19 protein-coding genes are annotated in these 17860 nt (G+C 44.8%); 9 read left to right on the top strand and 10 right to left on the bottom strand.

Going from position 1 to position 17860, the window contains the following annotated elements; genetic code table 11:
* Positions 1–29: 29 nt before the first annotated feature.
* Positions 30–1031, bottom strand: coding sequence for a phage shock protein operon transcriptional activator (gene pspF, locus ACFFUV_RS05260; protein ID WP_390190255.1), 1002 nt, complete (start codon positions 1029–1031; stop codon positions 30–32).
* Positions 1032–1220: 189 nt separating this feature from the next.
* Between pspF and pspA the strand changes: the two genes are divergently transcribed.
* The 4 genes from pspA (at position 1221) to ACFFUV_RS05240 (ending at position 3238) form a co-directional block, all read left to right on the top strand.
* Positions 1221–1892 carry a phage shock protein PspA gene (gene pspA / locus ACFFUV_RS05255; RefSeq protein WP_390190253.1) on the top strand — a complete coding sequence of 224 codons (672 nt, stop codon included), beginning with the start codon at positions 1221–1223 and terminating at the stop codon, positions 1890–1892.
* Between the two features lie 66 nt (positions 1893–1958).
* Positions 1959–2192: an envelope stress response membrane protein PspB gene (gene pspB, locus ACFFUV_RS05250; RefSeq protein WP_390190252.1), complete on the top strand. Its 234-nt coding sequence runs from the start codon at positions 1959–1961 to the stop codon at positions 2190–2192.
* Positions 2155–2568 (top strand): envelope stress response membrane protein PspC, encoded by a 414-nt coding sequence (gene pspC / locus ACFFUV_RS05245; RefSeq protein WP_390190250.1) that lies wholly within the window; start codon positions 2155–2157, stop codon positions 2566–2568. The genes pspB and pspC overlap by 38 nt, the downstream gene beginning before the upstream one ends.
* 106 nt (positions 2569–2674) lie before the next feature.
* Positions 2675–3238, top strand: coding sequence for a DNA-3-methyladenine glycosylase I (locus ACFFUV_RS05240; RefSeq protein ID WP_390190248.1), 564 nt, complete (start codon positions 2675–2677; stop codon positions 3236–3238).
* 71 nt (positions 3239–3309) lie between these two features.
* Here ACFFUV_RS05240 and ACFFUV_RS05235 read toward each other — a convergent pair whose 3' ends face one another.
* Both ACFFUV_RS05235 and cls read right to left on the bottom strand, forming a co-directional pair.
* Positions 3310–4518, bottom strand: coding sequence for a cystathionine beta-lyase (locus ACFFUV_RS05235; RefSeq protein WP_390190246.1), 1209 nt, complete (start codon positions 4516–4518; stop codon positions 3310–3312).
* Positions 4519–4669: 151 nt separating this feature from the next.
* On the bottom strand, positions 4670–6124 hold the full coding sequence (gene cls / locus ACFFUV_RS05230) for a cardiolipin synthase (protein ID WP_390190244.1): 1455 nt from the start codon (positions 6122–6124) through the stop codon (positions 4670–4672).
* A 342-nt stretch (positions 6125–6466) separates the two neighbouring features.
* Here cls and ACFFUV_RS05225 point away from each other — a divergent pair, with 342 nt between their 5' ends.
* The 3 genes from ACFFUV_RS05225 to ACFFUV_RS05215 all read left to right on the top strand — a co-directional run bounded on the left by ACFFUV_RS05225 (position 6467) and on the right by ACFFUV_RS05215 (position 9607).
* The gene (locus ACFFUV_RS05225) at positions 6467–7810 is read left to right on the top strand and encodes a sodium-dependent transporter (RefSeq protein WP_390190242.1); all 1344 of its coding nucleotides are present in this window, start codon (positions 6467–6469) and stop codon (positions 7808–7810) included.
* A gap of 116 nt (positions 7811–7926) precedes the next feature.
* On the top strand, positions 7927–8616 hold the full coding sequence (locus ACFFUV_RS05220; RefSeq protein WP_390190240.1) for a TIGR01621 family pseudouridine synthase: 690 nt from the start codon (positions 7927–7929) through the stop codon (positions 8614–8616).
* 58 nt (positions 8617–8674) lie between these two features.
* Positions 8675–9607: a class I SAM-dependent methyltransferase gene (locus ACFFUV_RS05215; RefSeq protein WP_390190238.1), complete on the top strand. Its 933-nt coding sequence runs from the start codon at positions 8675–8677 to the stop codon at positions 9605–9607.
* A gap of 47 nt (positions 9608–9654) precedes the next feature.
* On the opposite strand, the gene ACFFUV_RS05210 is transcribed toward ACFFUV_RS05215, so the two are convergent.
* From ACFFUV_RS05210 to ACFFUV_RS05185, 6 genes are all read right to left on the bottom strand, one after another.
* Positions 9655–11151: a pectate lyase family protein gene (locus tag ACFFUV_RS05210; protein WP_390190236.1), complete on the bottom strand. Its 1497-nt coding sequence runs from the start codon at positions 11149–11151 to the stop codon at positions 9655–9657.
* Between the two features lie 460 nt (positions 11152–11611).
* Positions 11612–12217: a CDP-alcohol phosphatidyltransferase family protein gene (locus ACFFUV_RS05205; protein WP_390190234.1), complete on the bottom strand. Its 606-nt coding sequence runs from the start codon at positions 12215–12217 to the stop codon at positions 11612–11614.
* Positions 12207–12860 (bottom strand): ATP-binding cassette domain-containing protein, encoded by a 654-nt coding sequence (locus ACFFUV_RS05200; protein WP_390190232.1) that lies wholly within the window; start codon positions 12858–12860, stop codon positions 12207–12209. The genes ACFFUV_RS05205 and ACFFUV_RS05200 overlap by 11 nt, the downstream gene beginning before the upstream one ends.
* Positions 12857–14539 (bottom strand): ABC transporter permease, encoded by a 1683-nt coding sequence (locus ACFFUV_RS05195; protein ID WP_390191867.1) that lies wholly within the window; start codon positions 14537–14539, stop codon positions 12857–12859. Before ACFFUV_RS05195 ends, ACFFUV_RS05200 begins: the two co-directional genes overlap by 4 nt.
* Before the next feature lie 26 nt (positions 14540–14565).
* Entirely contained in the window at positions 14566–15708 is a 1143-nt protein-coding gene (locus ACFFUV_RS05190; protein ID WP_390190230.1) for an ABC transporter substrate-binding protein, read from the bottom strand.
* A gap of 166 nt (positions 15709–15874) precedes the next feature.
* Positions 15875–16324, bottom strand: coding sequence for an META domain-containing protein (locus tag ACFFUV_RS05185; protein ID WP_390190228.1), 450 nt, complete (start codon positions 16322–16324; stop codon positions 15875–15877).
* A gap of 170 nt (positions 16325–16494) precedes the next feature.
* Between ACFFUV_RS05185 and ACFFUV_RS05180 the strand changes: the two genes are divergently transcribed.
* Positions 16495–16752: a DUF1289 domain-containing protein gene (locus tag ACFFUV_RS05180; RefSeq protein WP_390190226.1), complete on the top strand. Its 258-nt coding sequence runs from the start codon at positions 16495–16497 to the stop codon at positions 16750–16752.
* On the opposite strand, the gene ACFFUV_RS05175 is transcribed toward ACFFUV_RS05180, so the two are convergent.
* Complete coding sequence (locus ACFFUV_RS05175; RefSeq protein ID WP_390190222.1) at positions 16744–16968, bottom strand: hypothetical protein; 225 nt, start codon at positions 16966–16968, stop codon at positions 16744–16746. The genes ACFFUV_RS05180 and ACFFUV_RS05175 overlap by 9 nt on opposite strands.
* A 485-nt stretch (positions 16969–17453) precedes the next feature.
* Between ACFFUV_RS05175 and ACFFUV_RS05170 the strand changes: the two genes are divergently transcribed.
* Positions 17454–17819: a PilZ domain-containing protein gene (locus ACFFUV_RS05170; RefSeq protein ID WP_390190220.1), complete on the top strand. Its 366-nt coding sequence runs from the start codon at positions 17454–17456 to the stop codon at positions 17817–17819.
* Positions 17820–17860: the final 41 nt, after the last annotated feature.

Genomic DNA, 17860 nt, shown 5'->3' with positions numbered 1-17860 from the left:
ACCAAATGAAAAACGGAAAACCTTTTAGTTTAAGATAGGTTAGTGAGCTGATACTTTCTAATCATTCCGCGAAATTGATGGTAACTCAGTCCTAACAGTTCAGCCGCTTTACGCTGATTAAATTTGGCTTGTTGCATGGCGTGCGTGAGTAACTCGATATCTTGTTCTGCTTGCCAAGTTTTGTAATCGATAGGAAATTCAAGCTTGCTGAGTGGCTGTTTGGGTTGTTCCACTTCTTGCTGTTGTGTTTGCTTGTCAGGGTGCCATTCCACCTCAAACGGATTGAACTGTAAGATCTCAATAGGCGTTTGTTGCTGACCGTGCTGATAGACCGCGCGCTCGATGACATTTTTTAGCTCACGCACATTGCCTGGCCAGTGGTAACTGAGTAGGGCGTTTTGGGCGGAAAGCGAAAACCCAGCGAAATACTCTAATCCGATTTCTCGGCACATGCGAATAGCGTAGTGTTCGGCAAGCAACAGAATATCTTCTGTGCGGTGGCGAAGTGGTGGTAATTGAATGACATCAAACGCTAAGCGGTCAAGCAGATCAGCGCGAAATTCGCCTTGGCTGGCCATTTCAGGCAAATTAGCATTGGTTGCACAAATAAGACGTACATTCGCGCTCATCAACTTATCACCGCCAACCCGCTCATATTCGCCGTATTCAATCACTCGAAGTAGTTTTTCCTGAACCAGCAGTGGCGATGTAGCCAGCTCATCAAGAAAAAGAGAGCCTCCTTCTGCGCGTTCGAAGCGCCCTTTATGCTGACCTCGAGCGCCAGTAAATGCCCCTGATTCATGACCAAATAATTCCGAATCGATCAAACCTTCACTTAGGGTAGCGCAATTAAGAGAGATAAGAGGCTGGTCCCAACGTGCCGACAGATAATGAAGTCGCTGAGCAATCAACTCTTTTCCGGTGCCTCGTTCGCCAATGATCAAAACCGGGCGTTCAATAGCGGCCAGTTTTGAGACTTTATCAAGCACAGAGAGAAACGCTGGGGATTGCCCAATTAAATTCTGTTGCATTGCGCACCTTTAGAGTTGGTTAATTTCGCCTACTATCGGTTAAATTCATCACGCTTTCTGTCTGAGCACAAGACCCTATTTTTTAACTTATTGAATTGTATTGCATTTAATCTTGGCACGTTTGTTGATTAACCATACTCATCGAGCCGCAATTCGCGCTCACCAATTTTGTTAATAAAGGAGTGTCACATGGGCATTTTTTCTCGATTTACCGATATCATCAATTCCAACATTAGTGCGCTACTTGATAAAGCAGAAGACCCTGAAAAAATGATTCGTCTCATTATTCAGGAGATGGAAGATACTCTTGTTGAAGTAAGAACCAACTCTGCAAAAGCGATTGCGGATAAAAAAGAGCTGGCTCGCAAAGTCGAAGCAATTGAATCTCAAGTTGAGGAATGGCAGCAAAAAGCGACACTGGCATTGACCAAGCAAAGAGAAGATTTGGCTCGCGCAGCGCTGATTGAAAAGCAAAAATTACAAGATGTCCTCAAAGGTCTTCATACTGAGCAAACACTTGTCGAGGAGACGATAGAAAAATTGACCAGTGAAATCAGTAAGCTGGAAAGTAAAATTACCGAAACTCGCGCCAAGCAACAAGCACTCGCTATTCGCAATCAAGCGGCTTCAAATCGTCGGGATGTGCAAAAGCACCTGCACACTGCACGAACCAATGAAGCCATGGCAAAATTTGATCAGTACTCACGTAAAATTGATGAGTTAGAAGCTGAGGCAGATTTGTACTCCAATAGCGGTCAAGGTAAATCGCTCGACCAAGAGTTCGCGGAGCTTCAAGCGCAAGATGAGATTGAAAAAGAACTCGCAAAGCTTAAAGCGGATATGGAAAATAAGCAGCAATAAGGTCGTATGTACACTCTCTGCCAATAATAACGGGCTCACTTGTGGGCTGTATAAGGAGCGATAAAAATGTCTTCGGTTTTGTTTTCCGGTCCATTGATTGTTTTTTTAATTTTCGTGGCCCCTTTGTGGTTAATTTTACACTATCGTAGCAAACGCAAAATGAGCCATAGCCTCTCTGGAGAAGAGCACGAGCGGTTACATCAGTTAACGGAAAAGGCGCGAGGGTTGCAACAGCGCGTTGAAACCCTAGAGCGTATTTTAGATGCAGAATCGCCAAGCTGGAGGAATCGTTATGACTGATCTGTATCGCGATCCGGTGAATGGCAAACTGTCTGGGGTCTGCGCTGGGTTAGCCAATTTCTTTGGCATGGAAGTTTGGATTGTTCGTATTTTGGTGATATCTGCGTTCTTGCTAGGGGGCAGTTTTCTGGTTGTCTTGGTCTACTTCGCGATGACGTTTATGCTCGAGAAGACCCCTCCAACGTATCAGAAAAATATCCAAGCGGCTCGTGAGCACACGCTTAAAAACAAGCCATGGCAATCGGGGCTTGGCGTCAGTGAGTTGCTCTCAACGTTGGAGCAAGATTTTGAGCAGATTGAACATCGCGTAAAGACGATGGAAGCGTATGTGACGTCAGAATCGTTTAAAGTTAATCGCGAATTCAAAAATTTGTGATAGCGTCAAATTGGCGGTAAGTTAAAATATTCGGCGCTGCGAGCGATAGGCTTAGCAGCGCCTTTGTATTTTTTGCGCCAATTCTGCTGACATTAGGACGAACATCATGACGGAGACAAACATTTGCGCATGGGCGCTTAATCATCCTCTAGAGCGAGAATATCATGATAGAGAGTGGGGCGTTCCCGTATATGATGATCGCATCTTGTTTGAGTTTGTGACACTTGAGGGAGCTCAAGCAGGGTTAAGCTGGATCACGATTCTTAAAAAGCGTGAAGGGTATCGTCAGGCCTTTCTTGATTATGATATTGCCCAACTGGCACAAAAAGGTGAGCACGATGTTGAAGTCATTATTGAGCAATTTGATGTAGTCAAACATCGCGGGAAAATTGCTTCGGTGTTTACTAATGCTAGGGCGACGCTCGAATTGATTCAAGAATATGGCTCACTCTCCAATGCATTGTGGCAATTTGTCGACAACCAACCGTTGATTAACCATTGGGAATCGATGTCTCAAGTGCCTGCATCAACACCCACCTCAAAAGCGATGAGCAAATTTTTAAAAAAGCGCGGTTTCAAATTTGTTGGTGAGACGATTTGCTATTCGTTAATGCAAGCAACTGGCATGGTGAATGATCACCTTATTGATTGCCCTAAAAAGCATCGCTAATTTGTTATTGAGATGGTAAGAAACAAAAAAGTCTGCCAACGGGCAGACTTTTTACTTCTCAAAAGACGCCGTTAAGAGGCGCTCGATTCTTTTTCAAGGATCACCGCGTTATAACGGCTTAGTCCAGCTTCAAGATCCGCGATGAGGTCATCCACATTTTCAAGCCCAATGTGTAGACGAATCAAGGTGCCTTCAAAGCCCGGGTTAGCGACTGTCCTCAGACTGTTGAAACTTTTGGGTTCGTTGGCCAAAATCAGACTTTCAAACCCGCCCCAAGAGTAGCCCATACTGAAATGCTTCATACCGTCAAGCAATGCGGTGGTGGCGCGAGGTTCGCTGGTTTTCAATACAACGGAAAACAGCCCGTTACCGCCAGTAAAATCCCGTTCAAAAAATTCGTGACCGGGACAAGTGTCGAGCGCAGGGTGGCGCACATGGTCCACTTCAGGGCGCGTTTGTAGCCACTTGGCAATTTTCAAGCTGCTTTGCGCATGCTGCTGTAGGCGGATGTCCAGCGTGCGCAGCCCACGTAATCCTAAATACGCGTCATCAGGAGAAATACACTGGCCCATTAAGTAAGCTTGTTCACGCAGTTGATCCCAGTATTCACTGCTCGCAACAGCGGTTCCCAGCATGACATCGGAGTGACCGACAATATACTTGGTCGCTGCTTGAATCGAGATATCGACGCCATGATCAAAAGGCGAAAAGTTCACCCCCGCAGCCCATGTATTATCCAACATGACAATAATGTCATTGTCGTGGGCGATACGTGAAAGAGTCGGAATATCCTGCACTTCCATTGTGATAGAGCCCGGTGATTCACAAAATAGGACTTTCGTGTTCGGCTGAATCAAGCTTTCAATATCAGCTCCTATCATCGGCGGGTAATAGGTGGTTTCGATCCCCATTTTTTTAAGGATTTTTTCACAAAAATCACGAGTAGGCTCGTAACAGGTATCAGCCATTAAAATATGATCGCCAGACTCTACAAAAGCCAGTAGCGTATTGGAGATTGCCGCAGTGCCGCAAGGGAATAACGCGCATCCAGCGCCACCTTCAATCTCTGTCATCGCTTCTTGGAATGCGAAGTGGGTTGTTGTGCCGCGACGTCCATAAAAGAGGGTTTTATTTGCGCGGTTGATGGTTGCGTAATTTTTATCCGCGACCGTGTCAAAAACGACGGTAGACGCACGTTGTACGGGTGGGTTCACGCCGCCATGAGTCCATTTTTTGTTGCGGCCCGCAGTAATTAATTTGGTTTGTTTGTCTTGCGACATAAGCGTTCCTTGTCTTAACGTTATTGCTTATTTAAATCATGTGAACGCTTGAATATCAAGGGCAAAAAACGTTAACTGTACGTTTGTTAGCCTGTCAATTTCTTATATCTCAGATAAAAAAATACTGAATAAGGCGATTTAGACCAATAAATTACAATAATGGGTTAAAAAGATAGAAAACCCGTTCTAAGAAACGAGAATAAAAGCTACGTTTCTGCCACTCAGTAAAATCAACACGGTATGACTGTTCGATATAGCTTTGTTGAAGTTCATACATTTCTTGCGTAAAGGTTTCGTCGTCAATGGCGAGCGTGAGCTCAAAGTTAAGCCATAAGCTTCTCATATCCATGTTGACGGTCCCAACTAAACAAAACTGGCGATCTATGACTACGGATTTAGTGTGCAGAAGGCCACCATAGAATTCATAGATTTTCACACCCGCTTGCATCAATTCAGTGTAAAACGCGCGAGATGCCCACTGCACCATCATTGAATCATTTTTATGGGGGATAATCAGTTCTACTTCGATGCCACGCTGCGCTGTCATTTTTAAGGTTTCAACTAAATCGGCGCTAGGGACAAAATAAGGTGTTGTGATACGGACCGATTCATTGGCTTGGTTGATGGCTAAGGTCAGGACCTGATGGATCAAGTATTCTGGCATTCCCGGGCCAGAAGGAACCACCTGAATTGGGTTTTGTACTTCTTCAGGTTCAACACTGCACTCAGGCAGAGAAGGTAACATACGCCGACCCGTTTCAACTTCCCAGTCCCAGCCATGGATCGCTGACATCACGTTAACGCTTGGGCCAGTGACTCGCACCATGATATCGACCCACTGACCAACACCAGAATTTTGCTTGAAATAGGCGGGGTCGACCATATTCATCGAACCGGTGTAGGCGACGAGTTCATCAATGACGATGATCTTTCGATGCTGACGTAAATCAAGACGACGTAAGAAGATACGCCAAGGACTGACTTCTAACGCTTGCAATACCTCAATACCGGCATCACGCATCATGGTGTACCAAGGGCTTCGGAAAAAGCGAGGGCTGCCCGCAGAGTCGAGCAGCAATCGAACTTTTACCCCTCGTTTTGCTGCTTGAATCAGCGCCGTCGCCACGGAATCCGCAAGCCCTCCTGGGTGCCAGATATAAAACACCATCTGAATCGACGTTTGTGCGTTCTCAATATCATTGATCACCGAGTGCAAAATATCTTGTGGTGAGCTTTGCAGAGACAGTGTATTTCCACTTAATGCAGGTAGGCTTAATCTGTGATTACACAGTTGGTCAATTTTGTAGATATGCCGCCCCATGGTTTCAGGAGAGTGGGCGTTACAATCGTTAAGTTGGTTAAACCAGTGGCCAAAGGGCTCGAACATCTCTTTTGCACGTTCAGCGCGTTTTTTTCCAAGGTTCATTTCACCAAAGAGAAAATAGCAGATCACGCCCACAATCGGCAGGATGTAGATGATCATTAGCCAGGCGAGAGAGATGCTGACCGCTCGGCGCTTGAGTACCACTCTTAGAGTAACACCTGCAACCAGCAACCAGTAGACGACAATTCCGGCTAAGGTTAAGAAATGGTAGAACTTTTCCATTTGAAATCCTGGTCATTGGTTTGGAACGTAGATACTAAAACGAATTTGATACAAGAGGAACCGCCATGGCGCCAATATGCATGAAATTTAAATAAGAGATTAAATGTATATAACAAATAGAAAGGAGAAGGATGCGTTATGAGTGTTCAAAAAGGCAGCATTTAAAAGTAAAAATATTGTTCAAAACCAAAAAATATACCGTTTGGTCTTCCAATCCTAAACATAAACTGATTTACTTGCCACACTTCGCGGTAACCCCAAAATTCAGCTTTGTGTACACTTAATTTTACACTTGATTTTGGGAATGCAGAAAGCAAACACAACAGTGGTAATAGAACGATTATGGCAACAAATTCAAGAGAACACTTTTCAACGCGATTAGGGTTCATTATGGCAGCAGCAGGCTCTGCTGTTGGTTTAGGAAACGTTTGGGGTTTTCCGACAAAGGCGGCGAGTAACGGTGGCGCAGCATTTTTGGTGATCTACTTGGTGATGGTGTTTTTGCTCGCCTTTCCAATGTTGGTCGCAGAGTTAACGATTGGTCGTCATGGTCAGTCAAATCCCGTCGCTGCACTACGTAGTATCTGGACACGTAACCGAGCTGGCGCGACCTTTTTTGGCTTAATTGCCATGGTGACGGCGTCACTTCTCCTAAGCTTCTACTCCATTATTGCTGGTTGGCTCATGGGCTTTTCAGCAGCACCCACTTTTGAAGCGTTAGGTGTGACTTCGGTTTCCGAATGGTTAATCAACTTTGGGGATAGCCGTAATGTGTCACTGTCTGTGCTGTTTTCCCTATTAACCATTTACGTTGTGAAGAATGGCGTGGCTGACGGTATTGAAAAGTGGTCAACGCGTCTGATGCCGATGCTGTTTGCGCTGTTTGCAATTATGATTGTGTACATCTTTACGCAAGATGGTGCGGTTGAAGGTCTGAAAATGTACCTGATTCCTGATGTTTCACATATCACCGCACCTTTATTGGTTGATGCGCTAGGCCAAGCCTTCTTCTCACTCTCTCTCGGCGTTGGCTCGATGATTGCTTACGGCTCGTACTTGAAGAAAGACGTGAATATTCCTAAAACAGCGGCACAAGTTGCGGCGATTGATACCGGTGTTGCCTTTGGGGCAGGGCTGTTGATTTTGCCTGCGATGTTTGTGGCCAAACACAATGGTGTTGAGATTTTTAATAACGCGGGCGAATTGATTAGCTCAAGTGATTTGGTCTTCCAAGTATTGCCTTCGATGTTTGATACCATGGGCAGTGCGGGTATTCTTATCGGTACGGTCTTTTTTATCTTAATGGTGATTGCTGCGCTGACATCATCGATTTCACTGCTTGAAGTCCCCGTGTCTTGTGCTCAAGATGAATTAAACATGACTCGTGGTAAAGCTACGTGGCTTATTGGTGGTGTGATCATGCTGACCAGCATTGTGATTTCACTCAACTTTGGCGCGTTATTTAACTTTGTTGCGACCTTTACAACGGTCTACATGCAGCCGTTACTTGGCGCGGTTTGGGCTGTGTTTGTTGGCTGGATCTGGCATCGTAACAATTTGCTGAATGAGATTAAGCAGGGTAATCCAGAGATCGAGCAAGGTCTGTTCTGGAAGATTTGGCCGTGGTATGTGCGCCTTGTATGCCCAGTTGCCATTGTTATGGTATTCGTATTTTCAATTCTATAACGATGACAGGTCTGAAAAGCCTCCTTTTAGGGGGCTTTTTGCGTTTCAGTCGCCGCGGTTTTCTGGTATTCGCTGTTTGAATCGGTATACTTTCGCCACCTAATTGGAGCGGCTTAATGTTTGACATCGTATATTCTCATTCCGACTTTGTTGTCATCAATAAACACCCGAATGTGTCTGTGCATAAGGATGACGGAGATACCGTACTGGTGTCTTCGGTGGCCAAAGCGGTTGAGTGCCAAAAGTTATATTTGGTTCACCGTTTGGATAAGATGACATCAGGCCTTTTGATCTTGGCTAAAAGTCATGACAGTGCCCGTCGTTTATCACAATTGTTTGCTGAGCGAAAAATTCAAAAGTTCTATTTGGCTATCGGAACGAAAAAGCCGAAGAAGAAGCAAGGTCTGATTCGCGGTGATATGGTGCGAGCTCGTCGCTCAGCGTGGAAGTTGGTTGCGAGTACTGAGAACCCTGCAGTAACTCAGTTTTTTTCTGTCGCAGGAAGGCCCGGTGAGCGTGTATTTATCTGTAAGCCGCATACGGGTAAAACGCACCAGATTCGTGTTGCGCTCAATTCGCTCGGCTCTTCGATTGTTGGGGATCATATTTATTCGCCGTCAAGCCAAGCTGACCGTGGTTATCTTCATGCTTTTGCCCTGTGCTTCACGTATCAAGGGCAAGTTCTTGAGTTGGTGTGTGATCCAAGACATTACCAAGATTTTGGTCAGCAATGGCAGAGCACTGAAGTTAGCAGCGCGATAGACGCATGGTTGACGCCTTGGCAGCTCGACTGGCCCGCTTTGTAATCCATTCATTTTGATAGCTAACCGATAGTGCTATCTCTAAAAACAAGAGTAACGATTCATGCAAGCAAGCGCATTGCCCGTGTTTTTTGACTATTTAACCTCTCAGCTTGAGCACGCACCCGACGAGGTTCGCCGCCTTTTCCATGGACGAGGACGACGTTGGTCGGGGCTAGAACAGCTCACATGTGATTGGCTGCAGGGGCAATTAGTCATCTCACTATTTAAGCCCGTCGATGATGGGTTTCTCACCGAATTACAGCAAGGAGTTGAGCGTTTCACTCAACAAGAGTTGTGGTTACAAAAAGGCGGCCGCTGTGTGTTACTTCAACACCGTTATCAGGATGGAGCTCCTGCTCAGGTATTGTTTGGTGAGTTAGAAGATGCACCTGTGGTCACTGAGAGCGGTTTACGCTATCAACTGAACTTGGGACGTAACCAAAATAGCGGGCTATTTCTGGATATGAGGTATGGGCGTGATTGGGTCCGCGGCCAAGCGCAGCATAAAAATGTGTTAAATCTCTTCGCCTATACCTGCGGTTTTTCTGTCGCAGCTATTGCTGGTGGTGCAGATAACGTCGTCAATGTTGATATGGCGAAATCATCACTATCAAGAGGGCGTGAAAACCATCGCCTCAATGGTCATAACCTGAATCAAGTGAAGTTCTTGGCGCATGATATCTTTAAATCTTGGGGAAAAATTAAAAAATCGGGTCCTTACGATCTGATTGTGATTGACCCACCATCGTTTCAAAAAGGAAGCTTTGCGCTGAGCAAAGATTATAAGCGTATATTGCGTCGATTACCTGAGTTATTGGCTGAGAAGGGGGAGGTATTAGCGTGTGTCAATTCACCCATGGTGAGCAGCGATTTTCTGATTGAAAGCATGCAGCAAGAAGCGCCGCAACTGCAGTTCATCGAGCGTTTGGATAACCCGCCAGAATTTGCTGATTTAGATTGTGAATCCGCCTTGAAAGCCCTGATTTTTAAATAAAAGAAGCCAGTCGAAAGACTGGCTTTTTACCGTAAAGTATAAGCTGATTATTGACGTTCAAGCGTAAACATCTGATGTTCAAACCCTGCGGTACATTCGTACTGAAGCAGGTTTGCCCCATCGTCTGTTGACGCATCGAGTACATCTAAACACAGCTCACTGTTGCGGTTAATGATACGCCACTTGCCTGACCCTGCTGATTGGAAGCGGAACTGTTGATTCGCGCCGGCCCAGTATTCATAGAGCATAATATTTTCTCCATTGCTGGTTGACGAGTTATACACATCCAACGCTTGGTTTGGTGCATTTACCGGTGAAATGCGGTGCCAGATACCATCAACACTTGAGATATTGAATTTTTGGCAGTCGTTATTCAACCAGCCCCATTGTTGAACATTGGTACCGTTTTCAGTTCCGCAGTTTTCAACATCAATGGTTTTTCCACTATGAAGCGGTGTAATTTTGTATGTCCCATTGACAATACCGTTGTTGGTGGTGCCACAGCTTCCATTTGATACCGCTAACCCGGTATTCGCGCCCGCAGTTTGTGAAACAATGGTCGGTACACAACTGGCGTTATCTAAAGAGTAGTTATAAGGAATCGAAATGGTTGTGGTTGAACTTGGGTTCGGGCCTGCGGGGTGAGAATCGTCACCAGGTGATGACCAAACCACATTATCCCAAATGTTGCCACTGACTTGCCAATAACCCATGTCATTGGTGTAGAAGGTACCAAGTGGATCTTTTGAGTCTTGCACATAGTTGTTTTCTGCGCGAATTCGGCCTCCGATACGAGGGTTCATACCAGAAGAGATCAACCCATTGTAGTAGTTGTTGTAGGAGTGTGCAGTCGCATGACGTAGCAGTGGGGTACGTGAATTGATATTTTCATAGTAGTTGTGATGGAAAGTGACAGGGCCATTGTTATCATCGCTATCACTTGAACCTACTAACCCGCCACGCCCAGAGTTGCGTAAAATACTGTAGGAGAGGGTGACGTATTTGGTGTTGTTTTTCATATCGAACAATGCATCGTAGCCATCACTTTCACCGCCGCTTGCTTCAAGCGTGACATGATCAACCCAAACATTGCTGACATCTTTTTCCATGCCAATGGCGTCACCGCCATTCGATATTGGTGAACCGGATTTTTTTACATTCCGAACATGGACATTTTGAATAATAATATTCGATGAATCACGAATATGGATGCCCAATTGGTCGAATAAAGCGCCATTACCGACACCCAGCAGTGTAATATTACTGACTTCTTTTATTTCTATTTTATCTTCGGCGGTATTACAGCTATTACCGGAGACTTTACTGGTATTACTGTGATTAATTGTTCCTTCAACCTGAATAATAATTGGAGTATCACTGGAAGCACGATTACACAGTGCCTGGTGGATTTGAGTCCCGGTAGTGGCGTAAACCACATTCCCGCCAGCGCCGCCCGTTGTGCCGCCATTTTGAGTGGCGAAACCGTCAGCAAGTGCAGGTGTTGCCGCGAGAGAGACGGTAAGGGCAGTGAATTTTAAAGACATGGGTATGTGTCTATCTAATTGAATTATCATCATAAATCCTATTATATTGTTCTATAAATGATAAATCGGCCAACCAAGATGATACGACATCTTGACCATCATTTATTGTCGTTTCCGTTATTTGATTATTGCTATAAATGTGTTTGACGTTGTTAGTGGTTGTTCTATCTCCTTGTTAGTAAAACAGTGTGCGTTAAATATAGAAACCATGTTTCATATAAAAATACGCCGGACATAAAGAGAGTTCAAAATAATGATCGTCAAATTGAACATATTTCACACAATTAACGGTATATAATTTTATCCTGATTAATTTGTCAGTGAATGATTTTATTTATTTGCGGCTGAGCATCTTTTTAAGAAATGTCATACTGAGCTAGGATAGAAGTAATAAATATAAATAAAAAAGCCAGCAAAAATAGCTGGCTATATAAGTTAAACATCGATCTAAAATAATTGTTTAGCGTAAGGTGTTGAATCCAGAATAAATCCGAGTGGCTGTTGTAAACCAACATGCGGTGGCAAACAGATAGGCGATAAACGCAAAATAATCTGGGAACAAACACATCATTACGAAGCAGGCGATGGTTTCGGTGCCTTCAGTTAGTCCTCCCATGTAGTAGAGAGATTTATTTTTATAAATGGGATTTTCGATATCGCGCTTACTCGCCATCACAGCAAAGGCTAAAAAACTACTGCCAGTGCCAATAAATGCGAAAATAATGAATGCTCCAGCGACGGCATTGAATTCAGGGTTGGCAACAACAAACCCGAACGGGACGAGTGAATAAAAGAGAAAATCCAAACTAATATCAAGAAAGCCGCCCGCATCAGTGACGCCTTGTCGCCGTGCTAACGCTCCATCGAGACCGTCACATAAACGATTGAGCACTATGATAATCAGCGCCAGTGTATATTGTTCTAACGCCAGAGCTGGAAATACCAAAAGACCAATGATGAAACCCGCTAACGTTACTTGGTTCGCGTTAAATCCGGCTTGGTCTAATAGACTCGCTCCCCAGTTCAAAGGCGCTCTAATCACCTTAATGCTATGCCTATCCAGCATTTTTAACCTCCCAAGGCCAAATCATGAGTGGTTGAGACGGTGGAATGTCTTGCTGGTCATGAGTGACCATCACCGTGGGTATTGCGGCTTGCTGTAATTGTCCAAAGACCCAGTCTCTAAATTGGGTACGAAGGTCACTATCGAGCTGGCTAAATGGTTCATCAAGAAGCGCTAAGTTTGGCTCGGAAAGCAACATTCTAAGTAAGCTTACTCGGGCGCGTTGGCCGCCCGATATTTGCTGCGGATAAGATTCTGCAAGCGATATTAAATCGAGTGCTTTCAATGTTTGCGTGGCACGATGTTTTCTCTGATGGCGTTTAATATGGTTAGGCATTGCAAATGCTAAATTTTCCCAAACGTTAAGGTGGGGGAACAAAAGGTCATCTTGAAATAAAATTCCCACCTTACGTTGCTCTGCTGGAAGGGGAAGCAGATTCGTACCATTGAGTTCGATATGACCTTTGCATTCAAATTCAGGAGATAAATGGCCGGCAATCGCACTTAAAATCGTTGATTTTCCGCATCCGCTCGGCCCCATCAAAGAGAGTATTTGACCGGGTGAGACGTCAAAACTTAGGTTATGACACAGTGTTTGTTGGTTATTCGAATGGATGATATTGAGCTGGTGAACCTGGAACGTCATAACGAACAAGCATCCTTGTGTGCGGTGGGTGTTTGGCTTGAAGCCACACCATGACCGCGATGGCTGAGTAACAATGACAAGGCAAAAAATACGAGTGGTAATAAGCCTTGCCAGAGCGCGTATATTGCTGTGACCCTGCGATCAAAGCCGCTAGATAGTGCCACCGCTTCGGTGGTTATGGTGGTAATTCTTCCAGCGCCCAGTATGAGAGTCGGCAGGTATTGGGCAAGGCTAACGCTGGCTCCTAACGCCCAAGCATAGATAATCGCCGCCTTCAATAATGGCATCTTTATAAATACAAAAGTGTAAAAGCGAGATTTACCTAAGCTTAAAGCCATGTTTGAGAAATTCTCGTTGTAACTACGCCAAGGCCCGTCTAGCGCAAGATAGACAAAGGGGAACGCGAAAAATAGATGTGACCAAATTACCCACAGATAGTAATGCTGAGCTCCAAGCCATAGCGTTGTCACTTGCATGCCAAGTAACAACGAAAGTTGTGGAAGTAGCATTGGAATAAGAAACAAATAACTCGGTAAACGCCAGCGTGAACGTAGCCGATATTGCTGAGCAACCATGGCGAGAATTAATGCCAGCGTTGCCGAAATTGTGGCAATACTCAGGCTCGTAAACAGGGTCGGATACACCCCAAACCACTCGTTGATCCAAAATCGATTGGTGAACTGTGACGGGATTAAGTCAGGAAAAGACCAGCGCTGCGCGACACTCCATACACTAAGTAGCGGAATGATGGCAATGCTGAGAGACGCGCACAGCGCCATCAATAGCTTTCCTGGTAGAGCAAGACCAAAGCGACCGGAGTATTGCCAGCGACGCCAGACTAGCGTAATGAGTTTTTCAACGGTGACCATTCCAACCATCACCGCACACAGCAGCACAAAAAGTACTACCGCGCCCGCGGCGGCCTGCGGTAAGTAATTCAGGTCCGGGTCGTTAAACCATTGCCAGACAACAACGGCAAACGTTGGTGACGCTACGGGGCCGAGAATCAAGCCTAAATCGACCACAGAGACGCCATAAGCGGCTACGGCAAACAAGGAAAATCGAATACGAGGCAGCCATTGAGGCAACACGGTTTTCCACCAAAATTGTACGGGCGTGTACCCCATAGAGCGGCAGCTTTGAAATAATTTCGGCACATTCAGTTGCTGCAATATTGGAATGCTCATAAAGAGTAGAAACGGGACCTCTTTAAACATCAAGGCAATGGTTAACCCTAGAGCATTAGGGTCTTGTATGAACGACGTTGCTTCTGAGGCATTTGGCGTGTACTCGAATAGGGCGTAAATGAAACGAGCAATAAACCCGGTAGGCGCAAATAAAAATGCGAAACCAATCGCAAAGGCGACGTGCGGAAGCGCGAGCAGAGGTGCCAACAGCTTTTCAATGTTGGCCCAGTATCGACTTAGCCACAGCGATTGCAAAATGGCAAAGCACAGTAGAAGAGCGCCGTAGGTGCTGACAACAGAGCTTATGATGGTGAGCAAAAGCGACTGAGTGACGCCAGGCCATTGCGTGATCTTCCAAAAGGCGTCAGCGCTTACTTGATCCATACCAATCGCAGGAATAAAGCCGAACGCTGCACTTAACACGCCGATAAAGCCAGGAGCAAGCGGCGCTAGGCAAAGCACAATCACCGTAATGTAGCCCAAATGCAGTATGAATGAGGGGCTGTTATATTTGCTCATTATTGACCGTAACGAGTTTTCCAAGCGGCTTCTAGCGCACCTTGCCAACTAGGATGTGGCTCGGGGATAGCTTTGAATAAACGTGTTTGATGTGCACTACCGGTTAAATACTTGGTCTCCAAAATGGATGGGTCTCCCCATACATTGAGGTTACCCTTACGCGATTGCGCTTCGGAACCCATCAAGAAATTAATTGCTACAAGCGCGCCCGCTTTAGCGTTAGCGTTCCAAGGGATCGCAAGAAAATGCACGTTAGTAAGCGCACCTGCTTGCATCGCATATGCGCGTGTACTTTTCGCTAATGTTCCATTCGCTTGTGCAGAATAAACCGCATTTGGATTGAAAGTGATGGCGAGATCAATTTGATTGTCGTCGAGCAATTGCATCGTTTGTGCGCTGCTGGTTGGAAATTGTTGACCTGAACGCCAAGCACTTAGGTGAAAGTCATCAAGATATTGCCAAAGTGGGGCGGTTACTTTTTCGAAATCGGCATCGCTGACCGGATGGGCCAGTTCTCGAGTATTATCGGTTAATTCAATGAGTAGTGCTTTTAGGAAGCTTGTGCCGTGAAACTCTGGAGGCTGAGGGTAGGTGACACGGTTTGGAAATGTTTTGGCATAGCTTAACAGTTCAGAAAATGACTGCGGAGGGTTATTCAACCGTAATTCATCATAAATAAAGACTAACTGGCCAACGCCCCAAGGTGCTTCTAATCCCATGGTTGGCTCGGAGAAATCACTTTCTACAGGAAGGCTTTTATCAACGAATTGCCAATTAGGTAAAGTTTCAACAAATGGTCCGTAGAGCAGTTTGTTGTCTTTCATAGATTTGAAGTTCTCTCCGTTGATCCACACCATGTCCGCGCTACCTCCGGTGTTTTGACCAGCGGCTTTCTCTGCAATCAGACGGGTCGTGGTTTCTGAAATATCGGTCACTTTGACATGCTTGAGAGTAACGTTATAGCGACGTTTTAGCTGTTGGCTTACCCAGCGCATGTAGTTATTGATCTCCTGACTTCCGCCCCATGCATGAAAATAGACCGTCTGTCCTTTGGCTTGCTGAAGCGTCTCAGACCAATTTGTTTGCGCATATACAGAGAGGGAAAACAGGGATGTTGCAAGAAATATCAGCAGTCTTGTCATAATGGTTCCTAAAAATGAAGGTTATAAGTAGACAGACCGAATAAATCTGACTTTCTATTCATTATGACGGAAATTAATGACTTTGGTATGTTTCTGAAACATCTAGAAATAAAGCTGTGATGAGGGTAAAAAAGAACAAGGCAACCAGTGGCTGCCTTGTCGTCAATTATTTTAATTCACTCAATTTGTAAGTGAGTTGGTTTACATCGGTTTTCAAGGTTAATGTATCGGCAGTGAGCGTGACATCACTCCAGTTTTGCAAAGCTTGAGAAATCGCTTGCTCAAAATCCATCACATCACCAATACACATTTTCATGGTCATGCCCATTTTATCGATGCGAAATTGGTTGTCATTCAGTTCGGCTTGGCCGATGAAGTTATTACAGCCAGCACTTCCTGATGCTCGAAATCCTTCGCTGATCTCAAGGAAAGGACGTTGTTTAGGGTTTGCTGGTTTAAAATCTTGTCCATTAACGTTAACTAACTCCCAGCGGTGATTTTGCAGATCGGCTGCGGTAATTGCATCACTATTGTCATTACTTTTCATTTGAGAACATCCAACGACCAAAAGAGGAAGCGTGATTGTGGTAAGTAACGCTTTTGAACTAAGCTTCATATAAATTGACTCCAAAAAGTGGAATTATTAACTTTACACAGACTTAAACTCGATTCATTTAGTATATTTAATCGCGAACACTGTATGTCAGCGTCGAGTCATACTTTACGAGAGTTCACTATGGAAGTGCTTGATTATATTTATATTCTTAATGGTTGTGGAACCGAAACATGCAGCAGCTAGAGTTTTTCTCCGTCCCCAGCCCTTGCGTCGGTGTCTGTACTGTGGATGAGAAAGGTTACTGTCAAGGGTGCATGCGCAAGCGTGAAGAGCGATTTGGATGGCTCGACATGACGCCGGATCAGCAGCGCCATGTAATCAAGTTATGTCAGCAGCGTTATAAGCGTAAAATGGCAAAAAATAAGTTAAATCCGGACCAAAAAACGTCAGCGATTGAACTCGATAATCCTCAACAAGACTTATTTTAATCCCCAACGGTCACTTACCCAACCGCCAATATGTTCGTCAAAGTGGCAACCCGCAAAACGCCGATTAAGCTCTACTTCTTGGCTGACGCCTTGAGGCTTATGATCCAATAAATCCTGAATATAAGCTGCCATCGGATCGCCGCTATGGAGCCGCTGCTGTTTTACTGCGACTTCTTTTATTAATTGTAGACGATACGAATTTGTGGCACGTTTCATATTTATGACCTCCCAGTGACAATACCTATAAAAAATTTAGGAATCGACGGATTTTTAGTCAACTGAGGTTTTTCAGTTTTTAGTCAAAAAAACTGTGTAAAAGGGGGAAGGTAAACAGATTGTGAACAGAATTATTGGGTATCTCATTGTTTAGCATATAACTCACCATTTTGGTGAAATGATGACTGTCATAAAAAATTCATATTTCTCTTGCCTCTTCGCTTGACCTTACCCCAAGGGAAAGGGCTAAGTTGGTCGTATAAACGTACTGTTAGGAGGTATTATGGGATGCTGCAATGAGCCACCTCGGGGTGGAAGTAACAACGTCAAGTTATTGGTAAAGTGCACCTTAATCTTTTTTGTCATTATCTTCGCCATCGCTTGGCTGTTTGGCTAATACGGCTTGTCGCTGACTGGTTTAACGTATACTGTTAGTTAAGTGAGTAATAACCAATTAGTGAGTAAGATAAGCGTTGGAGTCAATCATGGAAGGCACGGTGACCAAACAACGAAGAGCGTTTTTTCGTTTAAATTATCCTAAGCGCGCACGGCCAAACGTTAGAATTGATGGTGATCTTTATCATGTTAGTGAGGTGTCTGAGCAAGGTATTCGTGTCGTGATGAATCCAAGAGGGTTTTATCATGGTTTGACGTTAAAGGGTCGCCTCAATCTACATCAAGATAAGCAAATTGAAGTGCAAGGACAGGTGATACGCATGGAGGAGACTGAAGTCATTTTAAAGCTTGATCTTGGTCCTTCGTTTCGAGATATGGTCCAGGAACAGCGTTACTTGCGTCAGAATTACCCCTCGATATTTTCTCGAGTGAATCACCAACAGGTATCTAAATAACCGTATCTTTTGGCGATTTGAACCAGTAAAAAGGCTACCTT

It is taken from the genome of Vibrio olivae (assembly GCF_042428525.1).
Classification (GTDB): Bacteria; Pseudomonadota; Gammaproteobacteria; order Enterobacterales; family Vibrionaceae; genus Vibrio; species Vibrio olivae.
This window is presented reverse-complemented; position numbering and strand designations above follow the sequence as displayed.